The organism is Bacillus cereus group sp. RP43 (genome assembly GCF_040459645.1).
In the GTDB taxonomy this organism is placed as follows: Bacteria; Bacillota; Bacilli; order Bacillales; family Bacillaceae_G; genus Bacillus_A; species Bacillus_A mycoides_C.
Genome location: NZ_JARVHQ010000001.1, coordinates 577,218 through 604,109, shown reverse-complemented (window position 1 = coordinate 604,109; position 26,892 = coordinate 577,218). Strand labels below are relative to the sequence as shown.

The window sequence follows — 26,892 nt, the reverse complement described above, 5'->3', positions numbered from 1 at the left end:
TATTTCTTATACTCTTTTCATCTTCACCCCATTAGGAGGCTAGGTGAATGACATTTTGGCAGTTTGCATTTAAAAACGTGACGCGGAACGCCAGAGCTTATTTCGCCTATTTTGTAAGCAGTGCGTTCTCCATCGCAATCTTTTTCTCATTTGCAGTTTATTTATTTCATCCTAAATTGCATATGACAGACGTGAATTATTCTCTGAACATATTAATGACAATTTCAGAAGTTGTCATTGTGTTCTTTTCATTTTTCTTTTTACTGTATTCAATCGGTACGTTTTTAAAAGTACGAAAAAAACAGTTCGGGATTTTAACAGTACTTGGCATATCTCAAAAACAATTAAAACGACTCATATTTATAGAAAATATGTTAATTGGTGCTCTTTCTATATTTTTTGGCATTCAACTTGGAGTTGTCTTTTCACAGTTCTTTTTATTAGTTACCGCCAAAATTACACACGTACCTGGTTTATATTTATATCCGCCTACAAGTGCTATCGTTTTAACTATCATCATCTTTCTTGGGCTCTTCATTCTCGTATCATCTTTTACACCGATGCTCATTCGTACGAGAAAAGCCGTACGCCTTTTAAAAGAAGGAAAACAACAAAAAGAAAAAAAAGCATCCGTACTCGTCTCTCTATTTGGTGCGGCATGCTTAATAACTGGATATGTATTAGAATCCAATCCATTATATTTTATGTCGTTAGGCGATACCATTGGGCTTTTATATGCCGTCTCTAGTATATTTGTCATTCCATCGCTTATTGCAGCTGGAACATACTTTTTCTTTTCACAAATTAGTTTTTTACTTATTCGTATTTTAAAAACGCGAAGAACGTTTTATATGAAACGAATTAATATGCTTTGGATCTCTGATCTAGCATCGCGCATTCGTACGAATATTAATATGCTCTTTATAGTAGCGATGCTATCAACGCTCGCTTTTACAATGATTACATTCTTATACGGTTTTGGGAAATTTACAAAGTTTGATGAAATTAGGAAAAACCCTTTCCCGTTTACGTATTTATCACATACTGAAAATACATTAGCTGATGAACATTTAAACTGGTTAGAGCAGAAATTTAATGAAGAACACTTTACTTATACAAAATTTAAAACGGATATATATGAAGTATCTTCGGCTGAAGATAACACGCAGCTCTATTATGCAATTAAACAAAGTGACTATAATGTACTTGCTAAGGCGTTAAATTTGGAAAAACTCACGGTGAATAAGAATGAATCTTATATTCTTATGAAAGACTTAGATGATCAAGTTATTGGAACACTTCACAATAAAGAAAAGAAAAATACTCTTACACTTACTCAAAACAATTTACAACTACAAGTGAAAGAATATAAAAGTTATAGCCCATTCCCAAACAGCTTAATATACCAAGTACTCATACTATCTGATGAAAATGTAGAAGCCTTATCCACCGTTTCCAAACAAATGAGTGTATATAACTTCAAAGTTACAGATTGGGAAAAAGCACATAATATCGGTTCATCGTTTATAACAAAAATCGATAACGATAATGCAGCTATTCAAGCAGAGCATCCACCTTTCCATGCAAGTGAAGCGAGCGATTCTCTATATAAGACAAAACTAAATGTCGCTTCATTCTTCTTAATTGGTACTTTCTTAGGTGTTATTTTCTTTATCGGTGCTGGTAGTGTTCTTTACTTCCGAATGTATACAGATTTAACAAATGAGCAAGAAAAATATATAACGATTACGAAAATTGGCTTAACTGAAACTGAAATGAAACGTTCAGCGACAATTCAGCTTGCGATTCTTTTCTTCGTGCCTTACATTATGGCATCGATCCATACGATGTTTGCGACAAAGATGCTACAAGAAGTTTTACATCTCTCGTTCTTCGCTGAGATTACAGTCGTACTGTTGATTTTTGGAACAGTTGAAATTTTATTTTTCCTTTTAATTCGTTCCTTTTATATGCAAAAATTATCACAACATATTAAGTTTTAAAAGTAGAAAGGTGATTACTATGGAAGAAGTATTACACATAAAAAACGTCTCAAAAGTATATGAGGGAAAAGTCCCTCATACCGCTTTAAAAAATATAAATTTACACGTAGATAAAGGTGAATTCGTCGCAATTATGGGGCCATCTGGAAGTGGTAAATCTACGTTTTTAAACGTTATTTCCACAATCGATTCCCCTACTTCTGGAGACGTCGTGATTAACGGGAAAAAACCGCACACATTTCGCAGAGAAAAATTGGCTATTTTCCGTCGCCAAGAGTTAGGATTTGTTTTCCAAAACTTTAACCTACTAGATACGTTAACAATCGGAGAAAATATCGTATTACCTTTAACGTTAGATAATGTTCCTTTAAAAGAAATGGACGAAAAGCTCGATAACATTTCAAAGAAACTTGGAATTGATCATATTTTGGACAAACGTATTTTTGAAGTTTCAGGAGGACAAGCACAGCGTACTGCGGTAGCACGTGCTGTCATTCATCATCCCTCTCTTTTACTTGCGGATGAACCAACAGGAAACTTAGATTCAAAAGCAGCTATTGATGTAATGGAATTATTTACGAAATTAAACAAAGAAGAAGATGCAACGATTTTAATGGTTACGCATGATCCGTTTGCAGCAAGTTATTGTAACCGTGTTATTTTCATTAAAGATGGCGAACTTTACAATGAACTACACCGCGGATTGTACCGTGAGAAATTTTATCAAGAAATATTAGATGTCCTAGCATTATTGGGAGGAAGACGTGGATGACATTTTGGCAATTTGCATTTAAAAATGTCTCGCGTAATTCTAAAGCATATTTCGCTTATTTTGTAAGTAGTGCTTTTTCTATCATGGTTTTCTTTTCATTTACTGTATACGCGTATCATCCACGCTTACAAATTATGAATAAATTGCAGGAACAAGATCCGCTCATGAACTTAGCTGGCATGGCACAGTTTGTTATCGTTTTGTTCTCGTTCTTCTTTCTCTTATATTCTATCGGGACATTTTTAAATGTCCGGAAACAACAATTTGGCGTTTTAACTGTTCTCGGTATTTCACACAAACAATTAAAACGGCTTTTGTTTACTGAGAATATGATTATTGGAATACTAGCTATCTTTGCTGGTATTCAAGGCGGTCTTGTGTTTTCTAACTTTTTCTTACTCGTTACTTCAAAATTAACAAATGCAAAAGGCCTCTATTTATATTGGCCAACAGAAGCAATTATCGTTACAACGGTAACGTTTATCATTTTATTTTTCATCGTTTCTACGTTTACACCGATGTTCATTCGTACTCGTAAAACAACACAGCTCATTAAGGGGACAAAAAAAGGAGACAAAGAAAAGAAACCATCTATACTTATTTCGATATTTGCTTTAATTTGCTTAACATTATGTTATTATATCGCCGGTTATCCACAAGGCTACGTAACAGAAAAAAATGTACAGAATGGCTCTGTAGTCTTTATTATATTATCTATTTTGCCTCTCGTAGTAGTCGGGACATATTTATTCTTTTCGCAAACATTTCTTCTCTTTATCTTCATTTTAAAAAGACGAAGAAAGTTTTATATGAAGCAAATAAATATGCTATGGATTTCAGATTTAACTAGCCGTACTCGTAGTAATATTAATGTTCTCTTTATCGTTTCTATGTTATCCGCACTTGCATTTACAATTATCATCGGATTATTTGCCGCTAATAACAATACAAAAGCTTCGATATTAGAACGATATCCTTTCCCCTTCACATACGTAACCAAAGGTGAAAATGCATTAGAGCAAAAACACATTGCTACAATTGAAAAGGAGCTTACAAATGCTAATTTTCAATACAATAAATACAAATCTACAGTATTAAAAGATACAGCTTTAAAAGAAGACGTTGTTCTTATGAAAATGAGTGACTATAACATACTCGCCAAACAATTAAAGAGACCAGAAATAACTCTTGATTCTACACAAGTTTATATTATTTCTCGTTACTCGCCAGAACTCTTAAATCTTGTATCAAATCCATTTGCAAAACAAAATACAATTACAATCGGATCAAATAAAAAGGAATTTTCTATTAAAGGATTTATTAATAAAGGGATAGAGCCTTCTTTTTTATTACCCCATTTAATTGTTATTCAAGATACTGTAATTGATAATTTGATTCCTCATATTGAAACAATAACGCTATATAATTATTTTGTGGAGAACTGGGAAAACTCAATTACTCCGACAAAAAATATTTCGCGTACTATAAATGAAGATGTGCGTGATTTTTATGAAAAACATAAAGAAGAAGATGCTCGAGTCCCTTTTTCCCTTTCTACAGCCGCGGATGATCTACACTACAGTAAAGGCAATTCAATTGCTACTTTCTTTATTTGGACATTTCTTGGCTTTATGTTCTTTATCGGGGCAGCTAGTGTTTTATACTTCCGTATGTATAATGACTTAACAATTGAAAAACAAAAATACATTACGATTACAAAGCTTGGATTAACTGAGTCAGAAATGTTTCGCTCCGCAACGATTCAATTAGGAATTTTATTTTTCATTCCTTATATCGTTGCTGGTATTCATACAATATTTGCGATTCAGTTTTTACAAAACATGTTTGCTTTTTCTTTATTAAAAGAATTAATCATTATACTTACATTGTTCGGGATTATCGAGATTATTTTCTTCTTCCTAATCCGTTCTCTGTACATTAATAAATTATCACAGAATATCAAGATATGAATAAAATGGCCTTGTGCATATTGCACAAGGCCATTTTCAATAGTTTTTAATTAGCAGCAGTACCCACCATAGCCGCCGCCATAGCCACCATAACCGCCGTAACCACAAGAACCGCCGCCTCCGCCGAAGCAGCTAGCACCGATAATGATTAATAAAATAAACAATACGATTAGAAGCGCAAAACCGCCTCCGCACCCATGTCTGCGGTTACAATCATCATGTCTGTGTTCACACTTTTCGCTCATTACTCTATTCCTCCTTTAGTATCATTCATAACAAGTTCCTCTTGTTCTAAATGAGGGGATTCCATTTATATTATGTTTTCAGGGCAAATCGGAAGCTTGGCTTACATAAAAACGGGCTTGTTTTAGGAATTGGGCTTCATCAAAAAAAGATACCAATTAAGGTATCTTCTAAATAAACATATTCAATAAAAGTGCAAAACCGAATGCAATAAATGATAATAACGTCTCCAGTACCGTCCACGTCTTAAATGTTTCCTTCACCGTTAATCCTAAATACTCTTTTACGAGCCAGAAACCGGCATCATTTACGTGAGAAAACATTAATGACCCTGCGCCGGTTGCAATAACAAGCAACTCCAAATTTACACCAGACATGTGCTGAATAACCGGTGAAACAATTCCTGCTGCTGTCGTTAAAGCGACTGTTGCTGATCCGGTCGCTATTCGAATTAAGCCAGCTACCATGAAAGCTAAGACGATTGGTGATAATGAAATATGTTCTGCCATTTGAGCGATGGCTGTTCCAACGCCGCTTTCAATTAATATTTGTTTAAATCCACCGCCTGCACCGATTATTAAAATAATGGAACCGACTGGTAGTAAACTTTCATCTGTTAATTTTTTAATCATCTTTTTATTAATGCCTTGTCTTATCCCTAGTAAATAAAACGCTGCGAAACATGAAATAAGTAAAGCGATTACCGGACTTCCGATAAATACAAAAAATTCAGTTATTTTTTTCGGTAATGAAATATATGGTGCGACTACTGATAAAATCATTAAAACTACTGGCAGTAAAATAATAAAAAATGAAACTTTACGACTCGGTAAATCAGTTGATACAGTTGTAACCCGAACAAGCTCCGGTTCATTTTCAGGTATAACTCTCTTATGTACCCACTTTGCAAATAACGGTCCTGCGATAATAGCTGTTGGTAACGCGATGATTAATGAATACAATAATACCTTCCCTAAATTCGCATTATAAATGCCGATTGCAGTCATCGCACCTGGATGTGGAGGCACTAGCCCATGTACAATAGATAATCCAGCAATGACAGGTAAAGCAATTAATAATATGTTTTGCTTCGTCGTTTTTCGAATTGAGATAACGAGTGGTAATAAAATGACGATCCCCACTTCAAAAAATACTGGAATCCCTATAACAAATCCCGCAAATAACATAGCCCAAGGTAGTTTCTTTACGCCGAAAAATCGAATGAAGAAATCTGCAACTTGCATGCCTGCCCCTGAGTCAGACATCATTTTCCCTAAAATTGTTCCGAGAGCCAAAATACCAACTAAATGCCCTAGTACACTACCAACACCAGTTTCGTAGGCAATCACTATTTTCGTTAAATTCAGTCCGGACATAATAGCTAAAAACAAACTAGCAACTGTTAAACTAATAAATGCATGCCATTTCCACCATGATACTCCTAAAATAACAATTGCGATCGCAATTAACGTGACGATTAATAAGTATATATCCATCTCTCATTCCCCTTACTTTATAATAAAAAAGAGGGAAAAAACCCTCTTTTTTATACGTCATAATTAACTACATAATGCTGCATTTCCGTGTTGTAGTAGCCTTCACTATATTCAATTACTTCGCCAACTTCATCGTAAGAATAGCGCATACGTTTTAATAATGCAGCGCCTTCTTTTTCACTTAACGCTTCTGCAACGAAACTAGGCGCAAATCCAACTGCGAATTCATCTCTGAAGTTTTCTAAATGTATACCTCGGTCCTCGACTAAATCGTAAAGCGATTGTAAATCAAAGTCCGATAAATCTGTACTTGCCATTTGCGCTGAGAAGTAGTGCGTATAATGAATGTACGGCGCATCATTTAACGCATATAATCGTTCAATACGGAAACTCTCTTTACCGAATAATCGAAACGGTACTGTTCCTTCTTCATTATGAACCACTTCTGCCTTTAGCAATTTCTTTTGTACTTTATATCCTTCTTCCACTAACACTTCAGTAAATTTCTTACCCTTCGACAGTTTTGTCGCAGAAGTATTACGAATCACTTTCGTTCCTTTACCGCTTTTCTTTTCCAAATATCCTTCTTGAGCGAGTTCTTTAATCGCATTACGAACTGTAATTTTGCTCACTTTGAACTCTTCCTCTAATTGCGGTTCTGAAGGAATATTCGTATGAATCGCATATACACCATGTAATATTCGATCACGAATAATATTTTTTATTTGTAAATATAATGGTCCTTTTTTTCTCGTTACGTTCACCGTTACACCCACTACCTTTCTACATCACCTACTGATGCCGTCATTGCCCGAAGTATATCTTTCCCTGATGACATTGGCGTATCACCGACGATTGTATGTGCAAGCATTCCAGCTGCTGACGCAAATGAAACAGCTTTCTCTGGTGCAAACTCTTCTATCTCGCCATGAATAATCCCGCTCGTATAAGCATCTCCAGCACCTATTCTATCATATACAGAAAACGTAAGTGTTTTTGCAAAAGTGAACGCACCATCTTTACATATAAACCCGCGAAGCGAGTGTGTATTATCGCTATTAATAGAGCGATGTGTACCAGAAATTGTAGTGATACTATACGTTTCAGCGACCTTTGGAATGAGATCCATCAGCTGTGCCTCTCGCTCCGTCTCTTCTGTTTTCATTCCTAGAACGAACATTGCATCTTTTTCATTCATCATTACAATATCAGCTAGCCCAAGCATCTCTTCATAATGCGGCTTCGCCTGTTCATATCCATCTTCTCCCCAAAGCGATGGACGATAGTTGCAATCAAAAACGACGGTGCCTCCGTTTTCTTTAACTGCTTTCGCTAAAGATTTCATATGATGGCGCACAGTATCATTCATCGCAAGTGTAATACCGCAAAAATGAACGATATCAATTTCTTTTGCGATTTCTTCGAATTGGTACATCTCTTCACATGCCGTATTGAAACTACTTTCTAGTCGATTCGAATATGTAACGCGGCTTGCACGTGCTCCAAATCCATTTTCTAAAAAGTACATGCCAACATGTTTGCCGCCTCTTGAAACAAGCGGGGTTTGCACACCTAACTTTTGAATGTATGATAATGCCGCATCTCCAACCGAATTTTCCGGTAAAGTTGAAATAAGAAATCCTTCATGCCCGAGATGAGAAAGTGCTGCTGCCACGTTCACACCTGTACCAGAAAATGAGTATTTTAATGTGTTAGCTTGTGATAACAATTCATATCCTGGTACTTGCAGGCGCATCATTACTTCACCGAATGCTGCAATTTTCTTACGCATATTGATCAACTAACTTCTTCACTACCGCTAATAGTTCGCGTACATCTTCTACTTTCGTATTGCCAGTTTCTTTATCAATAATAGAAGAGTACACGTGCGGAATAACTTGCTCTACATTTGCCTCAAGCGCAATACGTACAATTGTTTCGAAGTTTTCTTTATCAATTCCGCCCGTTGGCTCTAATGCGAATCCTTCTTCCGCACAAGCTTTCGCAACTGCGTGATATTCTTCTTCATGAGCTAAACCTTTCATCGGGAAGTACTTCAATGAATTTCCGCCCATATCACGTACAAGTGCGATCGCTGTTTTAATTGGAACGATTGCTTTTTCTTCTCCAGCTGCACTAATTGGGCCAGTAGAAATATTCACGTAACCTACTTTTCCTGTAGGGGATACTAAACTATTAATCCAGCTATCTTTTGCGCCAAGGTTTGCACGTGTCGCTCCAACTGAAGGGAACACTTGATTAATATGACTACCAGGATAATACTTCGCAATTTCAGCTACAACTGCCGCTTGGCGATTATCTCCAGCTCCAAGTCCAATTGATACAGCGTCATCAATTTCTTTTCCGTATGCTTTCATCGCTGTAACTGCTTCTTCTACTGTTGGATAATCTTTTGATAATACACCTACTACTACATAACCTTCTGCTGCTTCAAAAATTTCTTTCGCATTTCGGATATTGTTCGCTAATACATTTAATGCTACGCGGCCTTTATAAAAACGTTTTTGAATGTTTGTCATTTTAGTTTCCCCCTACAATTTCTCTCATTTTTTCTTCAATCACATGTATGTCATCGCCTTGAAGTGGACGTGGATCGATATCAAAGAATCCTTGTCTTACTCCGTAATCACGTGTGTAAATTGCGATTTCCCCTTCGCGTAATGCTGTCACAACGTCTTTCGCTGATTTATTTAACTCTTTCTCATTAATATGAATACGTGCTCTAAAAATCGCTCTTCCCGCTTCATCTTGAACGATCGTTACATTTACACCGTTTAATTCTTTTAGCGGCATAAGTACTTGTAACAATTCTTTTTCTTGCTGGCTCTTATCTTCTTTTACTCCGTACTCATCGAGCGCTTGAAGTAAACCAAATGTTGTTTCTTTCCCAACTTTCATACTTCTTCCGATGCAATGTAATTGCACTTTCAGCCATTCAATATATTTTCGTTTCCCTCCGACAATACCAGAAGTAGGTCCTTCAATCGCTTTTGAACCGCTATAAATGGCAAGGTCTGCATACTTCACATACTTTTGAATATCTTCTTCAGCTGCCGCATCCACGATAAGTGGTACGTTATTTCGCTGCGCTACTTCCCAAGCTTCTTCAACAGAAATCATATTTTTTTGCACAGCATGATGTGATTTCACATACAGAATTGCCGCTGTATTTTCACCGATTGCATCTTCAATATGTTCTGCTTTTCCTTCATTTGCGTATCCGACTTCTACAAGTTTACCGCCACCTAAGTAAATCATCGTTTCAACAGGAGCACCGTACTGGACATTATGGCCTTTTAGCATAATCACTTCGCTTTTCGCGATGACCTCTTGATGAAGTCTTTCACTTTTACGGCGATTTCCTTCTGTAACGATACCAGCGATAGAAAGCGCAATTCCGCTCGATGCTGAATTCACAACGACCGCTGCCTCTGAATCTAGAATTCTCGCAATATGGTCTCCTGCTTTATCTACTAAATCAGCAATTTCCACATAATTTTGTCCACCATGTTTCATCGCATCCATAACTGTATCTGTCGGAGCGGATACACCTAAAATACTCATTCTACCGCTCGCATTAATCACTCTTTTTAATCCGTACTTAGCATTCAATGAATGACCCATTGATTACAACCCCTTTCGTATCAATCCTTCTTTCAGCAATGCGCTGATCCCCTTCTGAATCAATTAACGTAATTGGCTCATCTTTCACCGTAAATAAAGTTAAGTTTGCAATATCTCCTTCTTGAATACGGCCAAGCTCTGGTTTTTTTAGCCACGCTGCTGCATTTTTCGTAACCGCATCAATCACTTCTTCCAGCGAATACCCTAAGTAAAGGAATTTCGAAAGAACGTGAGCCATACTATACACTGGACCGTGTATACGATTCTTCCGATAAATATCTGTACTAATTGTATTAAAGGCAATATCGTGACGCTTTGCCGCTTCTGCTACTTTAAAAGAAAAACTAGCATTACCGTGACCAACATCTAAATGTACGCCGCGATTCACTGCATCTAGTAACACAGGTAGCGGTTTGCCTTCTTCATCAAATAAATTATTTTCTTTCCCGTTTAAATAATGTGTAATCACATCATCTTTTTCTAAAAGAGGTACAACTTCCTCAATACGCGGAGGAGCTGAACCGATATGTACCATAATCGGTAATGATGTTTCACGAGATAAAGAACGCGCTACATGAAGCGGTTCAATTCCGCTATCACAAACGACACTTTTACTCATTCTTGCTTTTAACCCAACGATTACATCTTTATACTTTTCTACTGCTTCTATTACCTTCTCTTTATCTACCCATTCCATATTGGATAATTCATCAATTCGTTTCAAACCGATGCGAGAAATATTTAAAAAGGCAAATAAATTCGTTTTTGCCTGCTCTCTACTTTGTACTAAATCTGCAATACGATCAGCTCCGCAGCTACCTGCATCAACAATTGTCGTTACCCCTTGCTTAACGCCAATTTCATCCACTTCATCGCCATACGGATCAAACTCTGGAAAAGCGTGAACGTGCAAATCAATCCAGCCACTCGATACGTAAGTACCAAAGTAATCAAGAATCTTTCCACCCTCGCCAGTACCAGCTTTCGTCACCTGTGCGATTTTATTATTTTCAATTACAATGTCAATCTCTTCCCCGTTCACACGTTTCACATTACGTAGTACGAATCGTTCTGTCATTGTATTTCCACCCTTTTCTATAAGAAGCCATAAGAATACGCTTACATTAAAGTTTCATTTTTTATATCTCTTTCACACATTTAGCGTAACACAGAAAAAGGAAGAAGTAAATATAACGTTATAATGTTTAAAAATAAATAAAAAAGGAGCTCTCCAGCATGTTGATAGTACGGAAAATTATATCTATCGTAACTTACAATAGATCGACGATTTAACAAGGAATATCGATTTACCGACAAAAATGCCCCTCACTTCCTTATATAATAAAAGACTGTCCCAAACGGAACAGCCTTCTTTTCTATTCCTGAACCGTCACAATAACCCCATCCATATTGTTCCCCGAAATTTCATACTGCTTATTCGCCGGAACATTCACTTTCATATCCCCCGAAATTTTATAATAAGAAACCGTATATTTCTTACCTTCTACTTCAGTCGAAATCTCTTTTTCCTCTTTTAAGAAATCTAAATATTCCTCTAGTGTGAAATTCTTTTTTTGCATAATTGCGCTATGAGGTAGGCCGACATAACGGATGTGCCATGGCTCATATTGAATTCCAGTAATGTTACTTTTATTTTTCGGATAACGTAATACAAAGCCATGCTTCCATACGTTCTCTTCAATCCATTTTCCTTCAGCAGCTTTCTCCATTTTCTTTTGAGTAGACCCAACGTCCAGTGATAGGCCTAAATTATGCTCACTGTATCCTGCTGGAAGCGCATAATCAGATCCCATTTTTTCATATAGCTGTTTTTGCTCTTGAAAATCTCTATAGCCACTACTAATCAAAAAATGGTTAACACTTTCTTTTCCAGCCGCATCGACAACGTTCAAAAACTTTTTCACAACATCCTTTGATAAACGAAGATTTCTATCAAATATTACATAGCCTCTCACTAATTCACTATTATGATTTACATTTATAATATCAGACCTAATACTATCTTTTTTTACTGGATAATCTTTGTTAACTAATAATAAATCGCCCTTATAAATTTGTTCCTTCGTAATCTCTTTCCTCTCGGTGTTTGCCGCCTTTACTAGCTCATCTTTTCCGACAATTTTAACGTCGATTTCCTTTTGAAATAACGGTGATATATAAAAGCCTACACATACTGTGCATGCTATAAAAAAAGAAATAAATACCCACTTTTTCATTTCTAGTTCCTCCTTAACGTAACTTACGTATAGAATAGAAAAAACTATTAAAATAAAAAGTGGGGTAAAGTTTAAATTTTTATTAAGTTGTTAAATTCTCGTCTTTTGGCAATCGTACTTCAAAGATCGTTCTAACTACATTGCTCTCAGCAGAAATCGTACCGTTATGTTGCTCGACAATATTTTTCGCAATAAATAGTCCAAGGCCTGTCCCGCCACGGTTCTCTGTTCTCGCTTTATCACCTGTATAAAACATATCAAAAAGATAAGGTAAATCTTCTTCTGGAATGCTATCTCCGTAATTCATAATTTGTACGACAACTTCTCCATTATCAACATACCCATTCATATCAACAAATTGTCCATCATATCCGTAACGAACGGCATTTGTTAACAAGTTTTCAAATACTCTAGCTAACAATTTTCCATCACCGTGCATCGGTAAATGAGGATCCACATTCAATCTAGCTTCTAAATGCTGTTTTTCTAATAACGGATACAATTCCTCCTCTAACTGTATAAGCAACTCACTTATATCAATCGGCTTTTTATCCAGCTTTAGCATGCCATAATTCATACGTGTAATTTCAAATAACTCATCGATTAAACTTTCCAGCCTTTGCGATTTCGTATATGCAATCGTGGAAAAATGTTTAATTTGTTCTTTTGTTAAGTTCTCATCTTTAAGAATTAAATCTAAATATCCTAACACGGATGTTAATGGCGTTCTTAAATCATGAGCCAAATTTACAACAAGCTGATCTTTACTACTTTCTGCAAAGTCGCCTCTTTCCACAGCTTCTTTTAACTTTTCACTCGCAACATTTATTTCGCGCGCGATATTTCCAAACTCATCATTTGATGAAACTTGAACTTTATTTGTAAAGTTACCGTTCGCAAGATGATGAATTCCATTAGAAATTTCACTAAAGTATTTTAAATACGGTTTTGTCAAAAAGAAGAAAAAGATAATAGATAGCGGAATAAAGAAAATTAAAAAGAAGTTAATGTCTCCAAATTCCCTTACCATTGACCGAAATTGCGCTAAAGGCTCTTCGTAGCGAACCATCGTTTTATAATACAGCTGCAATCCTTTATAAATTATATAAGTTACAGTAGCTGCGAGCACCATACTTAATGCAAATAAGGCAATCATTTTAAAACGAAAGCTTTTCATCATGTTAGCCATTGAAAGTATAACCTACCCCCCATACTGTTTTTATTAACTTATCCTTTCGTTTATCTTCCCCAAGCTTTTTCCGTAATGTACGAATATGTACCATTACTGTATTTCCGCCTTCATAATAATCATCTGCCCATACTTGCTGAAAAATGTTTTCCACATTGTACACTTTCTTCGGATGACTCGCTAATAAATATAAAATATCGAACTCTTTCGGCGTTAATTCAATTTGCTCACCATATACATCAACCGTCCTGCGCTCAGGATTAATTACGACTCCGCCTATTTCTAAAGCAGATTTACTCTCCGCTACTTTCGGTTGATTTAACGTAAAAAACCTACGCAGTTGTGCATTTACACGTGCAACTAATTCTATTGGTGTGAAAGGTTTCGTCATATAATCATCTGCGCCTAGTACCAGACCTGTCACTTTATCAAAATCAGATGTTTTCGCACTTAAGAAAATGATTGGCATATGATGTTTCGCACGAATTTGGCGTGTCACCTCATAACCGTCCATTTTCGGCATCATAATATCTAAAACTACCAAGTCAATTGACTGCGTTTCAATAATATGAACCGCCTCTTCCCCATTCGCTGCTTTCACAACATGGTACCCTTCTTTTTCTAAATGTATCTCAATTAAATCAGCAATTTCTGCCTCATCATCAGCGATTAAAATTGAAATCCGCTTCATTTTACTCCCCCTTTTTCATTCCGTTTTTATACGCTAGATTGTAAACTAGTCTATCCAATTTGTACAATACGAAAAGGCTACTCGTTAAAGTAACCTTGGTAAATAAAATTATATCAGCGATTTGCCAAATATATCGACCACAACTTGAATTATATCAGCGATTTTTCAATTATATCGACCGTAACTCGAATTATATCAGCGATTATTGAAATATATCGACTTACCGACAATTAACGAAAAAATCCTCTCGCTATTTGAGAGCAGCCTAAGGAAGCTTCAATTTATCACTCAAAAACAATCCGCTGTTTCGTGATTTCATCCAGTCTCCCGCGGTCAACTTCATACTCAGCATCAACACTTTGCGGCACCATCACTTTCCCGCCCTCAAGCATTACTTCCGGCCAAATAATATCCTGCTCCCAATGTCTACTAGAAGCGGATATATCTCCAGGAATCGTAAAGTTAGGCAATGAAGCAAGAGCAACATTTTGCGCTCGTGAAATCCCCATCTCCACCATACCGCCGCACCAAACTGGTATGTTATGCTCCATGCAATAATTATGGATTTGGATTGATTCTGTTAATCCGCCCACTCGCCCTGGTTTAATGTTCACAATTTGGCAACTGCCAAGTGTAATCGCAACGCGCGTATCTTCTAAACTATGAATACTTTCGTCTAAGCAGATTGGTGTTTCAATTTGCTTTTGCAGCTGTGCATGATCAAGAAAATCGTAATCCGCTAACGGTTGTTCGATCATCATAAGTTGAAATTCATCTAGTCGTTTCAACTTATCTACATCAGCCAATGTGTACGCTGAATTTGCATCAGCCATTAACGGGATATTCGGGAACTCTTTACGAATTTCTTTCAATAATTCGTAGTCATGCTCTGGCTTTATTTTCACTTTAAAACGCTCGTATCCCTCTTCCGCATACTTCTCAATTTGTTTTAACATAACCGGAATCGTATTTATTCCAATTACAACACCAACTTCAATTTCAGTCCTAGTTCCACCAAGTAATGTCGCTAATGACTTCTTTTGTCGCTTCGCATATAAATCCCAAACAGCCCCTTCTATTCCCGCCTTTGCCATTCGGTTTCTCTTTATATTTTGGAACAAAGATGGTACTTCATTCGGATGAGAAATTTCAGCCCTTAATAAGTCAGGTAATAAAAAATCTTGTAGTACATGCAGTGCTGTCTTCACCGTTTCTTCCGTATACCACGGTTCAGAAAATGCAACGACTTCACCAAAACCGAGGTACCCGTCTGTATCCTCTAATTCAATAACGATACTCTCACGCCTTTCGTAAGTTCCGTAGCTTGCAGCAAACGGAATTACGAGTGGCATTTCCGTTATATACAGTGTCGCTTTTTTTATTTCCACCTACATCTCCTCCACTAATTGTCTTAACTCTCGTCTTAACAATTTTTTCGAAGCGTTACGTGGTAATTCCTCTAAGAAACATGCTTTCTTCGGCACTTTATATTTCGCTAATTTCTCCTCGCAAAAATGAAGAATTTCTTCTTCTGTAACCTCTCCACTTTTCACAACAAATGCAGCTGGCACTTGTCCCCATTTATCGTCAGACATACCGACAACACCGGCTTCCGCTACTGCCGGATGAGAGAGTAACACTTCTTCAATTTGAGCCGGGTATATATTCTCTCCGCCAGAAATAATTAAATCGCTGCGGCGGTCTAATACGTATAAAAATCCTTCTTCATCTAAATAACCGAGGTCACCAGTATGAAGCCATCCATTTTGAATTGTCTCACGCGTCGCATCTTCACGGTTAAAATAACCGCCTGTTACATTCGGCCCTTTTACTACAATTTCGCCTTCCGCATGTGGCGGCACTACTACGCCGTCTTTTTCGATACGAAGTTGGCACTGAAATAGTGGCTTTCCAGCTGATCCTACTTTCGTTAACATGTAATCAGCTGATAACGTACAAATTTGAGACGACGTTTCTGTCATACCATACGTTTGATACACAGGGATTCCTTTTGCCACACACGTTTCTAATAACGGTTTCGGCGCTGGTCCTCCGCCAAGTAACATGCATCGTAAAGAAGCTGGGTATGTCCCTTCTCCAAGTCTCTCTAATAAATCTGTTAACATTTTTGATACGACAGAAATGATCGTAACGCCCCTCGTTTGAAGTGCTTTATGAATAAAATCAGCATCGTATTTCGGAACGAGTAAAATGCGCATACCGTACATAATATTTTTCATTAAAAGAGATAGCCCGCCAACGTGGAACATCGGCATACAAGCTAACCAGCAATCATCATCACGAAGCCCTAAATTAAGCGAAGAACCGACTGCGCTTGCCCAGTGATTGCCGTATGTTAAAATAACGCCTTTCGGTTTCCCTGTCGTCCCAGACGTATAAATAATCGTCATCGCTTCTTCTAAAGAAAACTCTTCTTGTATAGATGCTTCCGCCTTCGGTCCATTCATCACCTCGGCGAATGAATAGATGGGAACAGCTTTAGCCTCAAAATCTTGATCCGTCACTAAACAAACAACTTCAGCATCATCCATTTGCCAAAGTAGCTCTTCTCTTGAAAGACGCGTATTTAAAAGCACAGCTACTGCCCCTACGTAAGATAGGGCGTGAATCACTGTAATCATCTCCATACCATTTTTCATCAGAACAGCCACCTTTTGCCCACGCTTCACTCCTACATGCGTGAGGTGTTCACAAACAGATACTACTTTTTCATGTAGCTGCATAAAAGTAACCTTTTCGTCCTCTATTTCAATTGCAGTGCGCTCTGGTGTTAAAAATGCACGCTGCATTAACCAATTCGGCATCGTCTCCATCATCCATTCTCCTTTCATGAAAGAAAGAGACTTGATATGACATCAAGTCTCTTAGTTGTTTTGTTTCCGGTTTGATCTCATCTAGCTGCGCCTCCTAGCCCCTTCCGTCTAAGAACCTTCCGCACGAGAAAGTAAAAAACACTTTCTGTGCGAAAGAACCTTAGCCAACGGGGCTAAACAGTCGGCTTCGCTTTTAAAACATCCAGCTACAGCGGCTAGAATGTTCGGTGGCTTCACTTCTTCCTACTCACATTCTAAGCAAGCCGCTTCCGCTTTTGGTTTGATCACGGGAAACGAGGGAATTGACCGAAGTCCGGAGTGCGTTTTTCTTTGAACGCGTCGCGACCTTCTTTTGCTTCGTCAGTTGTGTAGTACAATAACGTTGCATCTCCAGCTAGTTGTTGAATACCAGCTAGACCGTCTGTGTCTGCGTTGAATGCAGCTTTTAGGAAACGAAGTGCCATTGGGCTGTTTGCTAAGATTTCTTGTGCCCATTGTACTGTTTCTGCTTCAAGCTCTTCTAATGGTACAACTGTATTTACTAAGCCCATATCAAGCGCTTCCCCAGCGCTGTATTGACGGCATAGGTACCAAATTTCGCGAGCTTTCTTATGACCTACCATACGAGCTAGGTAACCAGCTCCGTATCCACCGTCAAAGCTTCCTACTTTAGGACCTGTTTGTCCGAATACAGCGTTGTCTGCAGCGATTGTTAAGTCACATACGATATGAAGTACGTGTCCTCCACCGATTGCATAACCTGCTACCATTGCGATAACTGGTTTAGGGATTGCGCGAATTAGACGTTGTAAGTCTAATACGTTTAGACGTGGGATTTGGTCGTCACCTACATATCCACCATGACCGCGAACTTTTTGGTCGCCGCCAGAACAGAATGCACGTCCACCTTCACCTGTTAAAATGATAACGCCAACATTTGCATCATCACGAGCGTGTGCAAAAGCATTGATTAACTCCATTACCGTTTTAGGACGGAATGCATTATGTACTTCAGGGCGGTTAATCGAAATCTTTGCGATGCCATTGTATGTTGAATAAATAATATCTTCGTAATTGCCTTCTTTTACCCATTCAATAGTCATTACTACTACCTCCTTTTATATTTCTGATCTCCTCTATAAGTGCAACTTCCTTCTTGCTGAAAAAAGTATCACTGCATAGTTTTTAGAAATCCCTTTACTATTGTATCAAACTTTTCCGGTTGTTCCACATGAATTGCATGGCCAGCACCATCAATTTTGACAAATTTCGCGCGAGGGATGGATTTTTCAATGTTTTTTAATATGCGAAAGAACTTTTCATCATGCTCCCCGTTTATTAAAAGAACAGGCATTTTTAAGTTTTGCAGCTCGTCCCACCATGAGGGCTGAGCCCCTGTTCCCATGCCGCGAAGACTATTTGCAAGTCCTTTTGGATTATTAGCAAGTCGTTCTTTTCGCACCGCTTCTTTTACGTTTTGCGCTAAACGTTTTTGCGTTTCAAATAGCGGAATATTTTCCCACATCGATACAAAACTTCGGATACCTTCTTGCTCAATTTTATCGGCAAGTCGTTCATCTTTTTCACGACGTTCTTTTCTAGACTCTTCACTTTCAAGTCCAGCTGTACAATTTTCTAATAAAAGAGAACGTACATATTCTGGATATAAACAAGCAATCGTAATCGCTAGTCTACCTCCCATTGAATAGCCAAGTATGTGCGCTTTTTCAATATGAAGATGATCTAGTAGTTCTTTCATTCGCAGTGCCACATTTTGAATATCATAGTGCGCAACATCTTCAGGGCTCTCGGTCTTGCCGTGCCCAACAATGTCTACTAAAATAACTTGAAATTTCTCGCTCCAAGAAGGAACGAAAGAACGCCACGTTTCCATGCTTCCCGTAAAACCATGAAGAAGTAGAAGTGGTTCACCGCTTCCGACTACTTCATATTCATACGATACACCTTGCAGCGTTACGTTCATTTTGATTCACCTTGCAAAGATGTAGTGATAACGTCCATTGTTTTCGCCCATAATTCACGATGTAATTTCAAGTTTTCTTCGCGATTCGTACAAATTTCCACAACATGTAATCCTTTCGCTGTCGTTCCAGTTTGTACTTCTTCTCGGAAGTTTTCCCATCCATTCACACGGCTAAATGAACCACCATACATTTTGACAACATGCTCGTAATCAAGCCCAATTGGTGTTCCAAATAATGATTCGAAATGTTCCTTTTTCTCATATTGTGGTAAGAATGAGAAAATACCTCCACCATCATTATTCACAACAACAATCGTTATATTTAATTCATGTAATTTTGCAGCCAATAACCCGTTTAAATCGTGATAAAATGATAAATCACCGATTACTAATACGAGCGGATCACAAATAATACTCGCTCCTAAAGCTGTTGAAATGATTCCATCAATACCATTTACACCGCGGTTCGCCATTACTTGAATGTTTTTATCCGATGTGAAGAAAAATGAATCGGTATCGCGAATTGGCATACTATTACTCGCAAATAACGTTGCCCCTTCTGGTAATACACGTACAATATCCGTAATTACTTTTCCTTCAAATGCCGTTTCATATGTTTCCATCTCACGAAGTGTTTCTCTCGTTTTCTCGTTTATATGTTTCCACATTCCGAACCAATCATTCTTTTTCATAACTAGCATTTTCTCTAGTAATGCTCTGCAAAATTCAATGTCACTAGCTTGTACAACTTCTGTCGCAACTAGAGCTGGATCTCTCCATTGTCCAGATTCATCAACAACGATATGAACAGCTTTCGTTTGTTTTTTGATGAACTGCGTTAATGCTTTAGAGACAGGCATTCCGCCGAAACGAATTAAAACATCCGGCTTCCACGTTTCTTTTAACAATTCATTTCGTAAAAATGTATCATAACAATCTATAACCATCGTTTTATCATGATTACCACTACGGAGATTAGAAAGTGGATCTGCTAAAATTGGATACCCTGTTTTCTCAGCTACTTTCATAACAACGTCTGTGATTTCTGGATGACTGCCGTCTCCACAAATAATAAGCCCCTTTTCCATATGTGAAAGGCGCCCTACAAGAGAATCTACATATTCACTCGGCATCGTCACGTTCCCTTGCTGAACTACTCCTGTATATTCACCACGCCCTTTATCCCATAAGCTTTCTAATGAGAAATCCGGTATAAGCGGCTCGCGAACTGGAAAATTAAGATGAACAGGTCCTTGCGGCGCTAAACAGGCACTTGCTATCGTACGCTGCGTTGTCATTCGAGCGTAATGATACATTGCTTCACTCGCTTCAGGAAGTGCCATCTCTGTAAATTGCTTCACAAAAGTACCGTATAAATTAAATTGATTCATCGCCTGTGGTGCACCCACATCTCTTAATTCATGCGGTCTATCCGCTGTTAATACGATAAGCGGCAATCGTGAATGAAACGCTTCACATACAGCTGGATAATAGTTCGCTGCTGCCGTTCCTGACGTACATAATAGCGCAACAGGACGTTTTTTTGCTTTCGCAATACCAAGCGCAAAAAATCCTGCTGATCTTTCGTCTACATGTAAATATGTTTTCATTCCTTCATGTTGTTCCATTAGTAAGGCAATCGGCGTTGACCGCGAGCCAGGACTAATGACAACATCACATACATTTAGACGCGTCAGTTCGTCCACGAACGCGCCTAAATAATATGATAATGCTTCTATATGATTGTTCATTTCATTAATTCCTCCAAAGCACCAAGCATCGGTCTAAACTTCAAACTTGTTTCTTCATATTCAAGCTGAGCTACTGAATCAATTACGATACCACAGCCGGCAAATAAGGATGCTTTCTCGCCATTTAATAATCCGCAGCGAAGTGCAACCGCAAATTCACCATTTCCTTCATCATCTATAAAGCCAATTGGTGCACCATATAATCCTCTATCTAAAAGCTCTACATCACGTATTAATTTCAACGCCTCATGACGAGGTGTACCACCAAGAGCTGGTGTTGGATGTAATTCTTCTACCATCGTTAAAAGACTTGCATCACCTTTTGCTTCTACTGGCGTATATAAATGGATTAAATTTTTCGTCGTTAATAAGCCTGGGCTCTCCGGAATATTAACAGATTCGCAATGCTCACTTAGCACACCTCGAATCATGTTAACTACATAACCGTGTTCAGCCAAATTCTTTTCATCATGAAGAAGCGTCTCACCATTTTGTTTACTTTCTTCTATAGAATTGCCATGACCAATTGAACCAGCAAGGCACATCGATGTAAACTTCTCGCCTTCTTTTCGAATCAATCGCTCAGGTGTCGCCCCTAAGAAGCATGCTCCTTTATAATCAAAAGAAAATACGTAACAATCCGGTTGCCCAATGCGAAGCGCTTCTAAAACAAGAACGGAATCAATATGCTGATCCATCGTTAATTTTAGCTCCCTTGCTAATACAACCTTCTGCACGTTCCCTTGCTTCATTTCATCCTGCACTTTTCCAATCGCATTCATCCAACCATTCGGATCAACTTCTACTTTAGAAGTAACTGTTAATTTTGATCCTTCTAGTGCACATTTACTCTCTTGTAAAATTCTCTCTTCTACCGAAATAATTTCGTTATAAAGAGTTTCTGCACACTCTTCAGCTGAAACGAACTTATTAATCGTTAACCACGCTTTTTCATTTTTTACAGTTAATAAAAATGCTGGTAGTGAAAATGTGGTATCATCAAATTCTTTCCAAAGATTCGTTTTTTCTTTTTCTTGGTCAAATGAAAATCCACCAAATAAAAGAGGACCTGTTCCAAATTCGTATCCTTCTCTTTGTACGAATGCTTTTTCTTTTACTTTATCCCACTCGTCACGAGCAGTTTGAAAGCGTTTGTGAGCAGAATTTGCTATAGTGAAAACAGAGCCAATTCCAGCAAATATTACATGCTGAGCTGGGTCCGCAAAATAACATCTATTTTCGAATGCGATCCTTTTTCCTGCTGCATAAAACAGAAGTGGATCCACCCAATCTATTTGTTTTACAAAACTAACTAATGTTTTTTCATCAGTCGCACGCTTAATAGCTGTAACAAGAACTTCTTGTAAGCCTTTTTGTTTCGTTTGAATCACAATTGTCTCCCCCCTATGGGCGAAAAATAGTCATAATTACGCTTGATTTTAAGATACACCTCAAAGGAAAGGCCTGTCAACGTTTAGCATTTCTGAGAAATTCACCTTCTCTTCCTAGAAAATAAACGTTGACACTAAATGATGCTTTTTCTACACTTAATTGTGTACAATATGTGACCAAGGAGGATTCACCATGGAAATGAACGTCGAAACGAATTCCTCTCCTACGGCGCAAAAGCCAAGTAAGCAAACAGGCTGGCGCATTTGGTGGAGTTTATTACGTCCCCATACATTAACAGCAGCTTTCGTTCCTGTTTTCATCGGAACAGCATATGCGATGCAGGTCGGAGGTATAAATCAAATACATCTCCCTCTTTTCCTTATGATGCTTCTTGCTTGTCTTCTCATTCAAGCAGCAACAAACATGTTTAATGAATACTTTGATTATAAAAGAGGACTCGATCATGAAGGTTCAGTTGGAATCGGTGGTGCTATCGTCCGCGATGGTATTAAACCAAAAACTGTGCTTAACTTAGCATTCGGATTTTTAGGCATCGCAACGCTATTAGGTGTTTATATTTGTATGAACTCTAGCTGGTGGCTTGCTGCAATCGGTCTTGTTTGTATGGCCGTTGCTTACCTTTACACTGGTGGCCCCATTCCAATTGCGTACACACCATTTGGGGAGCTAACAGCAGGATTATTTATGGGTGTCATTATTATTGGTATTTCATTCTTTATCCAAACAGGGGCAGTAACATCAGAAGTGATTTTATTATCTATTCCAAGCTCCATTTTAATTGGTGCAATTTTACTATCTAACAATATTCGTGATTTAGATGGTGATAAAGAAAATGGTCGTAAAACGTTAGCAATTCTCGTTGGACGCGAAAGAGCCGTTGGTGTACTTGCTTCTATGTTTATCGTTGCCTACATTTGGACAATCGCTTTAATCATCGTTAACATCGTATCACCATGGATGCTTATCGTATTCTTAAGTGTACCGAAAGCATTTAAAGCGACGAAAGGCTTTATCGGCAAAAGCATTCCAATGGAAATGGTACCTGCGATGATTTCCACAGCAAAAACAAATACAATTTTCGGTTTCCTAATGGGAATCGGATTATTGCTTGGATACTTCCTATAAAGTGAAACTTTAATCAGTGGGGATTTTGTTCATCCCCACTGATTATTAGCCCGCACCAATCGGGCTTTTACGGGCAGCCCGACTCCCACCTAACTTCTTTGCTCCAGGCAAATTTTAAGGTGGGAGTTTTACTGCCCGGCAAATAGCGGGATAGAAAGGAGCTGCTTATGCGGCTCCTTTTTTCATATACCGACTTCCCGGCTGAAATTCATCTCATAATTCCTACTCTCAACGCTCATACTATGTAAAGAAACTGAATTGTAGGAAGGTGGACGACCTATGTTAACTCCACAACAAATAAATCAATTTAAATCGAGCTTAGAAAAACAACAGCAAGAAATTGAACAAACGATACAAACTCATGAAAATGAAGACCGTGCATCTCAACGTGATTCAGTAGGAGAATTATCTAGCTATGACAACCATCCAGGTGATATGGCAACAGAATTATACGAACGTGAGAAAGATTTCGGGCTCATCGAATTTTGGCATAAACAGCTAGAAGATACGAAACATGCCCTGCAAAAAATTAAAGCTGGAACGTACGGAATTTGCGAAGTGTCTGGTGAGGAAATTCCATTTGAAAGATTAGAAGCAATGCCAACTGCTACAACGTGTATTCAGCACACTACAAATAAATTAGATATGAAGACGCGCCCAGTTGAAGAAGAAGTGCTAAATCCTTCTTTTCACAAGCACGACGAAGATCATTCTGTAGAGTACGATGCTGAAGATGCTTGGCAAGACGTCGCAAATTACGGAACATCAGAAACACCATCCGATTTAGAAAGACAGGATTCAAAAAACTATAATGGAATGTACGTAAATAGTGAAGAAAATGTTGGGTATGTAGAGGATTTCGAAAATTTTATTGGAACTGATATGTATGGGAAAAACCCGCAAGTTTTTGCAACAGAAGAACATGAAGAATATGAACAATTGCTTGATGACTTTGAAGAACGCACCTTTAAAGGTGAATTATCTTCAGATGAGTCTGGTTCTAAAGCATAAAAAAAGCATTCCGAAATTCGGAATGCTTTTTTTCGCTAGCTAATTAGTTTTTTGTAACGTTAGCTGCTTGTGGTCCGCGGTTTCCATCAACGATTTCGAAAGAAACTTCTTGACCTTCTTCTAAAGTTTTGAAGCCGTCGCCTTGAATAGCTGAGAAATGTACGAATACGTCTTCTCCGCCTTCAACTTCGATGAAGCCAAAACCTTTTTCGCCGTTAAACCATTTAACTTTACCTGTTTGCATGTCATGTACCTCCTAAATAAAAATGAAACTATGAATCCACATGAAAAGGTGGATATAAAGGACATGAATGTATAACAAGCTTACAGCCTTTAATACAACGTGCTTTATTTCCGTACCACATTATGTAGCTCAATAGTGTTTTCACTATATCATGCTATATCAAAAACGTCAAATGAGAACACTTTCGTCCCATCGTTTTTTATAAGCCTAGTATAATCATAAATTTTTATTCTATTTTTATTCAAAAATTAACAAAACTACAGTATTCTAATTTCTTTAATTTTTGTACAATATAATTACTACATATGATGAGGTGAAAAAATGCAAGCACATGAAATCGAGTATAAATTATATGGCGATGATATGCAGTTTGTTGAAATTGAATTGGATCCAGAAGAAAGCGTTATCGCAGAGGCTGGCGCAATGATGATGATGGAAGATCATATCGAAATGGAAACGATTTTCGGTGATGGTTCTGGACCATCTAGTGGTCTATTCGGTAAATTAATGGGCGCAGGTAAACGTCTCGTTACAGGTGAAAGTATGTTTATGACTGTATTTACAAATACAGGTCATGGCAAACGACACGTATCATTCGCCGCTCCTTATCCTGGGAAAATTATTCCTGTTGATTTAACAGAATACCAAGGAAAAGTAGTCTGCCAAAAAGATGCATTTCTTTGTGCTGCAAAAGGTGTTTCTATCGGAATTGAGTTTACTAAAAAAATAGGAACTGGTTTCTTCGGTGGTGAAGGTTTCATCATGCAGAAACTTGAAGGTGATGGTCTAGCTTTCATGCATGCAGGCGGAACTGTATATAAGCGTGAATTGAAACCTGGCGAGAAACTTCGCATTGATACAGGTTGTCTCGTTGCAATGACAAAAGATGTTAACTACGATATTCAATTCGTTGGAAAAGTAAAAACAGCTCTATTTGGCGGCGAAGGTTTATTCTTCGCAACGTTAGAAGGTCCTGGAACAGTTTGGATTCAGTCCTTAACACTTAGCCGCTTAGCAGCACGCCTTACAAGCCCAGCAGCTCAAAATAGCGGTGAAGGCAGCGTTTTAGGCGGACTTGGCCGTCTTTTAGATGGGAAAGAATAAAACACTAAAAAAAGATAGTCCCCTTCATAGGGAACTATCTTTTTCTTTTGGACTGTATAAACCATTTTGAATCATATAGTATTCCATCGTAATATCGTAGTGTCCATATCGATGTGCCCGTTCTCTTTGAAAACTCACCAATTGAATAAACTTCTTTTTTGCTCATCCTACACTCCTCCTAACAATATGTTTACAAAAATCATACTCCCTCACGTAACTGTAGGTTCAAGCCTTTTTTCAAAAAGAATGAATCAAGTCCCTCACTGCATATATTGAACTATACCTTTTCTTAAGGAGGGCTTTCTTGATGCGTACTCCTTTATCCTTTGATAAAGATACTGCCATATTGTTAGCATCTTGCTGCGATTTAACGTATGAACAATATAAACAAAATGGGATTTTTGAAATACCTGATGGATTCCAATATGTACAAGGCTTTCAAGGAAAAGCGATTCAAACGATGGAATGGTTTGGGTTCATATTAGAATCTGAAGATACGATTATTGTAGCTTTTAGGGGCACACAAACAGATACAGATTGGATTATTGATTCACTCGTCAACCAAAGGCCATACCCATACGCTTTAAATAGTGGAAATGTTCATAACGGCTTTCTTTCAATTTATGAATCTTGCCGGGACCCCATTATGGATATGCTCGTGTCATTACCAGCCCATAAGAAACTTCTTGCAACAGGCCATAGCTTAGGAGGTGCACTCGCTACACTACACATACTAGATGCACGTATAAATACTGCCTTCGCACAGTATGGTCTTTATACATTTGCCTCTCCAAAAGTTGGAGATATCGCCTTTCGAAATTATTATAAACTGCAAGTGGCTAGTAGCTTTCGTTTCGTCAACTTATTCGATGTCGTTCCACTTCTCCCTCCCCGAAACATAAATTTTAATGATCGTGATTGGGAATATGCACACGTCCATCACAACATGACATTTACGAAAAATACAAAATCCATTACGAATAATCATTCCATTACAACATACAAAACATGTCTGACCTCTCATTTTTAACCAGTAAACAATTGGAAATTCAATATTTGTATACTATAATAATCTATGAAATTACTTTCGGATGAGGGGACCTTACATGCTAAAATTTATCTTTGCACTTTTTCTCATTATAATTTTTTCGTTTACAGGTTTCTTTACATTTTCATACTT

The 26,892-nt window shown here is 37.8% G+C and carries 24 protein-coding genes and 1 pseudogene; 7 read left to right on the top strand and 18 right to left on the bottom strand.

The window, feature by feature from the left end:
- Window positions 1-47 precede the first annotated feature (47 nt).
- From QCI75_RS03110 to QCI75_RS03100, 3 genes are read left to right on the top strand one after another with little or no spacing between them, the layout of a single operon-like run.
- Complete coding sequence (locus tag QCI75_RS03110) at window positions 48-2,003, top strand: ABC transporter permease (protein WP_144507015.1); 1,956 nt, start codon at window positions 48-50, stop codon at window positions 2,001-2,003.
- A gap of 19 nt (window positions 2,004-2,022) precedes the next feature.
- Window positions 2,023-2,775: an ABC transporter ATP-binding protein gene (locus tag QCI75_RS03105; RefSeq protein WP_000393250.1), complete on the top strand. Its 753-nt coding sequence runs from the start codon at window positions 2,023-2,025 to the stop codon at window positions 2,773-2,775.
- Window positions 2,772-4,745 carry an FtsX-like permease family protein gene (locus QCI75_RS03100; RefSeq protein WP_144507016.1) on the top strand — a complete coding sequence of 658 codons (1,974 nt, stop codon included), beginning with the start codon at window positions 2,772-2,774 and terminating at the stop codon, window positions 4,743-4,745. The genes QCI75_RS03105 and QCI75_RS03100 overlap by 4 nt, the downstream gene beginning before the upstream one ends.
- A 50-nt stretch (window positions 4,746-4,795) precedes the next feature.
- On the opposite strand, the gene QCI75_RS03095 is transcribed toward QCI75_RS03100, so the two are convergent.
- From QCI75_RS03095 to QCI75_RS03020, 16 genes are all read right to left on the bottom strand, one after another.
- The gene (locus QCI75_RS03095; protein WP_070145275.1) at window positions 4,796-4,990 is read right to left on the bottom strand and encodes a YjcZ family sporulation protein; all 195 of its coding nucleotides are present in this window, start codon (window positions 4,988-4,990) and stop codon (window positions 4,796-4,798) included.
- A 168-nt stretch (window positions 4,991-5,158) separates the two neighbouring features.
- The gene (gntP, locus tag QCI75_RS03090; RefSeq protein WP_353759957.1) at window positions 5,159-6,484 is read right to left on the bottom strand and encodes a gluconate permease GntP; all 1,326 of its coding nucleotides are present in this window, start codon (window positions 6,482-6,484) and stop codon (window positions 5,159-5,161) included.
- Between the two features lie 50 nt (window positions 6,485-6,534).
- Window positions 6,535-7,260, bottom strand: coding sequence for a GntR family transcriptional regulator (locus tag QCI75_RS03085; protein ID WP_144507018.1), 726 nt, complete (start codon window positions 7,258-7,260; stop codon window positions 6,535-6,537).
- On the bottom strand, window positions 7,260-8,276 hold the full coding sequence (locus tag QCI75_RS03080) for a sugar kinase (RefSeq protein ID WP_144507019.1): 1,017 nt from the start codon (window positions 8,274-8,276) through the stop codon (window positions 7,260-7,262). The genes QCI75_RS03085 and QCI75_RS03080 overlap by 1 nt, the downstream gene beginning before the upstream one ends.
- On the bottom strand, window positions 8,269-9,024 hold the full coding sequence (gene dagF, locus QCI75_RS03075) for a 2-dehydro-3-deoxy-phosphogluconate aldolase (protein ID WP_144507020.1): 756 nt from the start codon (window positions 9,022-9,024) through the stop codon (window positions 8,269-8,271). Before dagF ends, QCI75_RS03080 begins: the two co-directional genes overlap by 8 nt.
- Before the next feature lies 1 nt (window position 9,025).
- Entirely contained in the window at window positions 9,026-10,129 is a 1,104-nt protein-coding gene (locus QCI75_RS03070) for a DgaE family pyridoxal phosphate-dependent ammonia lyase (RefSeq protein ID WP_144507021.1), read from the bottom strand.
- A complete protein-coding gene (locus tag QCI75_RS03065; RefSeq protein WP_144507022.1) occupies window positions 10,107-11,207 on the bottom strand; it encodes an amidohydrolase/deacetylase family metallohydrolase in 1,101 nt (366 codons plus the stop codon). The genes QCI75_RS03070 and QCI75_RS03065 overlap by 23 nt, the downstream gene beginning before the upstream one ends.
- Window positions 11,208-11,505: 298 nt before the next feature.
- Window positions 11,506-12,366 carry a M15 family metallopeptidase gene (locus QCI75_RS03060; protein ID WP_144507023.1) on the bottom strand — a complete coding sequence of 287 codons (861 nt, stop codon included), beginning with the start codon at window positions 12,364-12,366 and terminating at the stop codon, window positions 11,506-11,508.
- Window positions 12,367-12,448: 82 nt separating this feature from the next.
- A complete protein-coding gene (locus tag QCI75_RS03055) occupies window positions 12,449-13,555 on the bottom strand; it encodes a sensor histidine kinase (RefSeq protein WP_144507024.1) in 1,107 nt (368 codons plus the stop codon).
- The gene (locus QCI75_RS03050; RefSeq protein WP_144507025.1) at window positions 13,548-14,246 is read right to left on the bottom strand and encodes a response regulator transcription factor; all 699 of its coding nucleotides are present in this window, start codon (window positions 14,244-14,246) and stop codon (window positions 13,548-13,550) included. The genes QCI75_RS03055 and QCI75_RS03050 overlap by 8 nt, the downstream gene beginning before the upstream one ends.
- 284 nt (window positions 14,247-14,530) lie before the next feature.
- Window positions 14,531-15,634, bottom strand: coding sequence for an o-succinylbenzoate synthase (gene menC / locus QCI75_RS03045; protein ID WP_144507026.1), 1,104 nt, complete (start codon window positions 15,632-15,634; stop codon window positions 14,531-14,533).
- Window positions 15,635-17,080 carry an o-succinylbenzoate--CoA ligase gene (locus QCI75_RS03040; protein ID WP_353759956.1) on the bottom strand — a complete coding sequence of 482 codons (1,446 nt, stop codon included), beginning with the start codon at window positions 17,078-17,080 and terminating at the stop codon, window positions 15,635-15,637.
- Window positions 17,081-17,364: 284 nt separating this feature from the next.
- Window positions 17,365-18,183 carry a 1,4-dihydroxy-2-naphthoyl-CoA synthase gene (gene menB / locus QCI75_RS03035; protein ID WP_144508696.1) on the bottom strand — a complete coding sequence of 273 codons (819 nt, stop codon included), beginning with the start codon at window positions 18,181-18,183 and terminating at the stop codon, window positions 17,365-17,367.
- Between the two features lie 68 nt (window positions 18,184-18,251).
- Window positions 18,252-19,064 carry a 2-succinyl-6-hydroxy-2,4-cyclohexadiene-1-carboxylate synthase gene (gene menH, locus QCI75_RS03030; RefSeq protein WP_353759955.1) on the bottom strand — a complete coding sequence of 271 codons (813 nt, stop codon included), beginning with the start codon at window positions 19,062-19,064 and terminating at the stop codon, window positions 18,252-18,254.
- Window positions 19,061-20,815: a 2-succinyl-5-enolpyruvyl-6-hydroxy-3-cyclohexene-1-carboxylic-acid synthase gene (gene menD / locus QCI75_RS03025; RefSeq protein ID WP_353759954.1), complete on the bottom strand. Its 1,755-nt coding sequence runs from the start codon at window positions 20,813-20,815 to the stop codon at window positions 19,061-19,063. Before menD ends, menH begins: the two co-directional genes overlap by 4 nt.
- Window positions 20,812-22,206, bottom strand: a complete 1,395-nt coding sequence (locus QCI75_RS03020) for an isochorismate synthase (RefSeq protein WP_144508693.1) — start codon at window positions 22,204-22,206, stop codon at window positions 20,812-20,814. The genes menD and QCI75_RS03020 overlap by 4 nt, the downstream gene beginning before the upstream one ends.
- 193 nt (window positions 22,207-22,399) lie before the next feature.
- On the opposite strand from QCI75_RS03020, the gene QCI75_RS03015 reads away from it, so the two are divergent.
- On the top strand, window positions 22,400-23,353 hold the full coding sequence (locus tag QCI75_RS03015) for a 1,4-dihydroxy-2-naphthoate polyprenyltransferase (protein WP_144508692.1): 954 nt from the start codon (window positions 22,400-22,402) through the stop codon (window positions 23,351-23,353).
- A gap of 279 nt (window positions 23,354-23,632) precedes the next feature.
- The gene (locus QCI75_RS03010; protein WP_144508691.1) at window positions 23,633-24,364 is read left to right on the top strand and encodes a yteA family sporulation protein; all 732 of its coding nucleotides are present in this window, start codon (window positions 23,633-23,635) and stop codon (window positions 24,362-24,364) included.
- A gap of 43 nt (window positions 24,365-24,407) precedes the next feature.
- Here QCI75_RS03010 and cspD read toward each other — a convergent pair whose 3' ends face one another.
- Window positions 24,408-24,608 carry a cold-shock protein CspD gene (gene cspD / locus QCI75_RS03005; protein WP_001193051.1) on the bottom strand — a complete coding sequence of 67 codons (201 nt, stop codon included), beginning with the start codon at window positions 24,606-24,608 and terminating at the stop codon, window positions 24,408-24,410.
- A 321-nt stretch (window positions 24,609-24,929) separates the two neighbouring features.
- Between cspD and QCI75_RS03000 the strand changes: the two genes are divergently transcribed.
- Window positions 24,930-25,712 carry a TIGR00266 family protein gene (locus QCI75_RS03000; RefSeq protein ID WP_098775843.1) on the top strand — a complete coding sequence of 261 codons (783 nt, stop codon included), beginning with the start codon at window positions 24,930-24,932 and terminating at the stop codon, window positions 25,710-25,712.
- 79 nt (window positions 25,713-25,791) lie between these two features.
- On the opposite strand, the pseudogene QCI75_RS02995 reads toward QCI75_RS03000, so the two are convergent.
- A pseudogene (locus QCI75_RS02995) lies at window positions 25,792-25,878 on the bottom strand (MerR family transcriptional regulator); the annotation flags it as partial.
- Between the two features lie 141 nt (window positions 25,879-26,019).
- Here QCI75_RS02995 and QCI75_RS02990 point away from each other — a divergent pair.
- The gene (locus tag QCI75_RS02990) at window positions 26,020-26,742 is read left to right on the top strand and encodes a lipase family protein (protein WP_002112553.1); all 723 of its coding nucleotides are present in this window, start codon (window positions 26,020-26,022) and stop codon (window positions 26,740-26,742) included.
- Window positions 26,743-26,892: the final 150 nt, after the last annotated feature.

Excerpts from the sequence above, each read along its gene's own strand:
- QCI75_RS03110 (WP_144507015.1), top strand. The coding sequence starts at position 48 with ATGACATTTTGGCAGTTTGCATTTAAAAACGTGACGCGGAACGCCAGA.
- QCI75_RS03105 (WP_000393250.1), top strand. The coding sequence starts at position 2,023 with ATGGAAGAAGTATTACACATAAAAAACGTCTCAAAAGTATATGAGGGA.
- QCI75_RS03100 (WP_144507016.1), top strand. The coding sequence starts at position 2,772 with ATGACATTTTGGCAATTTGCATTTAAAAATGTCTCGCGTAATTCTAAA.
- QCI75_RS03095 (WP_070145275.1), bottom strand. The coding sequence starts at position 4,990 with ATGAGCGAAAAGTGTGAACACAGACATGATGATTGTAACCGCAGACAT.
- gntP (WP_353759957.1), bottom strand. The coding sequence starts at position 6,484 with ATGGATATATACTTATTAATCGTCACGTTAATTGCGATCGCAATTGTT.
- QCI75_RS03080 (WP_144507019.1), bottom strand. The coding sequence starts at position 8,276 with ATGCGTAAGAAAATTGCAGCATTCGGTGAAGTAATGATGCGCCTGCAA.
- dagF (WP_144507020.1), bottom strand. The coding sequence starts at position 9,024 with ATGACAAACATTCAAAAACGTTTTTATAAAGGCCGCGTAGCATTAAAT.
- QCI75_RS03070 (WP_144507021.1), bottom strand. The coding sequence starts at position 10,129 with ATGGGTCATTCATTGAATGCTAAGTACGGATTAAAAAGAGTGATTAAT.
- QCI75_RS03065 (WP_144507022.1), bottom strand. The coding sequence starts at position 11,207 with ATGACAGAACGATTCGTACTACGTAATGTGAAACGTGTGAACGGGGAA.
- QCI75_RS03060 (WP_144507023.1), bottom strand. The coding sequence starts at position 12,366 with ATGAAAAAGTGGGTATTTATTTCTTTTTTTATAGCATGCACAGTATGT.
- QCI75_RS03055 (WP_144507024.1), bottom strand. The coding sequence starts at position 13,555 with ATGGCTAACATGATGAAAAGCTTTCGTTTTAAAATGATTGCCTTATTT.
- QCI75_RS03050 (WP_144507025.1), bottom strand. The coding sequence starts at position 14,246 with ATGAAGCGGATTTCAATTTTAATCGCTGATGATGAGGCAGAAATTGCT.
- QCI75_RS03040 (WP_353759956.1), bottom strand. The coding sequence starts at position 17,080 with ATGGAGACGATGCCGAATTGGTTAATGCAGCGTGCATTTTTAACACCA.
- menB (WP_144508696.1), bottom strand. The coding sequence starts at position 18,183 with ATGACTATTGAATGGGTAAAAGAAGGCAATTACGAAGATATTATTTAT.
- menH (WP_353759955.1), bottom strand. The coding sequence starts at position 19,064 with ATGAACGTAACGCTGCAAGGTGTATCGTATGAATATGAAGTAGTCGGA.
- menD (WP_353759954.1), bottom strand. The coding sequence starts at position 20,815 with ATGAACAATCATATAGAAGCATTATCATATTATTTAGGCGCGTTCGTG.
- QCI75_RS03015 (WP_144508692.1), top strand. The coding sequence starts at position 22,400 with ATGGAAATGAACGTCGAAACGAATTCCTCTCCTACGGCGCAAAAGCCA.
- QCI75_RS03010 (WP_144508691.1), top strand. The coding sequence starts at position 23,633 with ATGTTAACTCCACAACAAATAAATCAATTTAAATCGAGCTTAGAAAAA.
- cspD (WP_001193051.1), bottom strand. The coding sequence starts at position 24,608 with ATGCAAACAGGTAAAGTTAAATGGTTTAACGGCGAAAAAGGTTTTGGC.
- QCI75_RS03000 (WP_098775843.1), top strand. The coding sequence starts at position 24,930 with ATGCAAGCACATGAAATCGAGTATAAATTATATGGCGATGATATGCAG.
- QCI75_RS02990 (WP_002112553.1), top strand. The coding sequence starts at position 26,020 with ATGCGTACTCCTTTATCCTTTGATAAAGATACTGCCATATTGTTAGCA.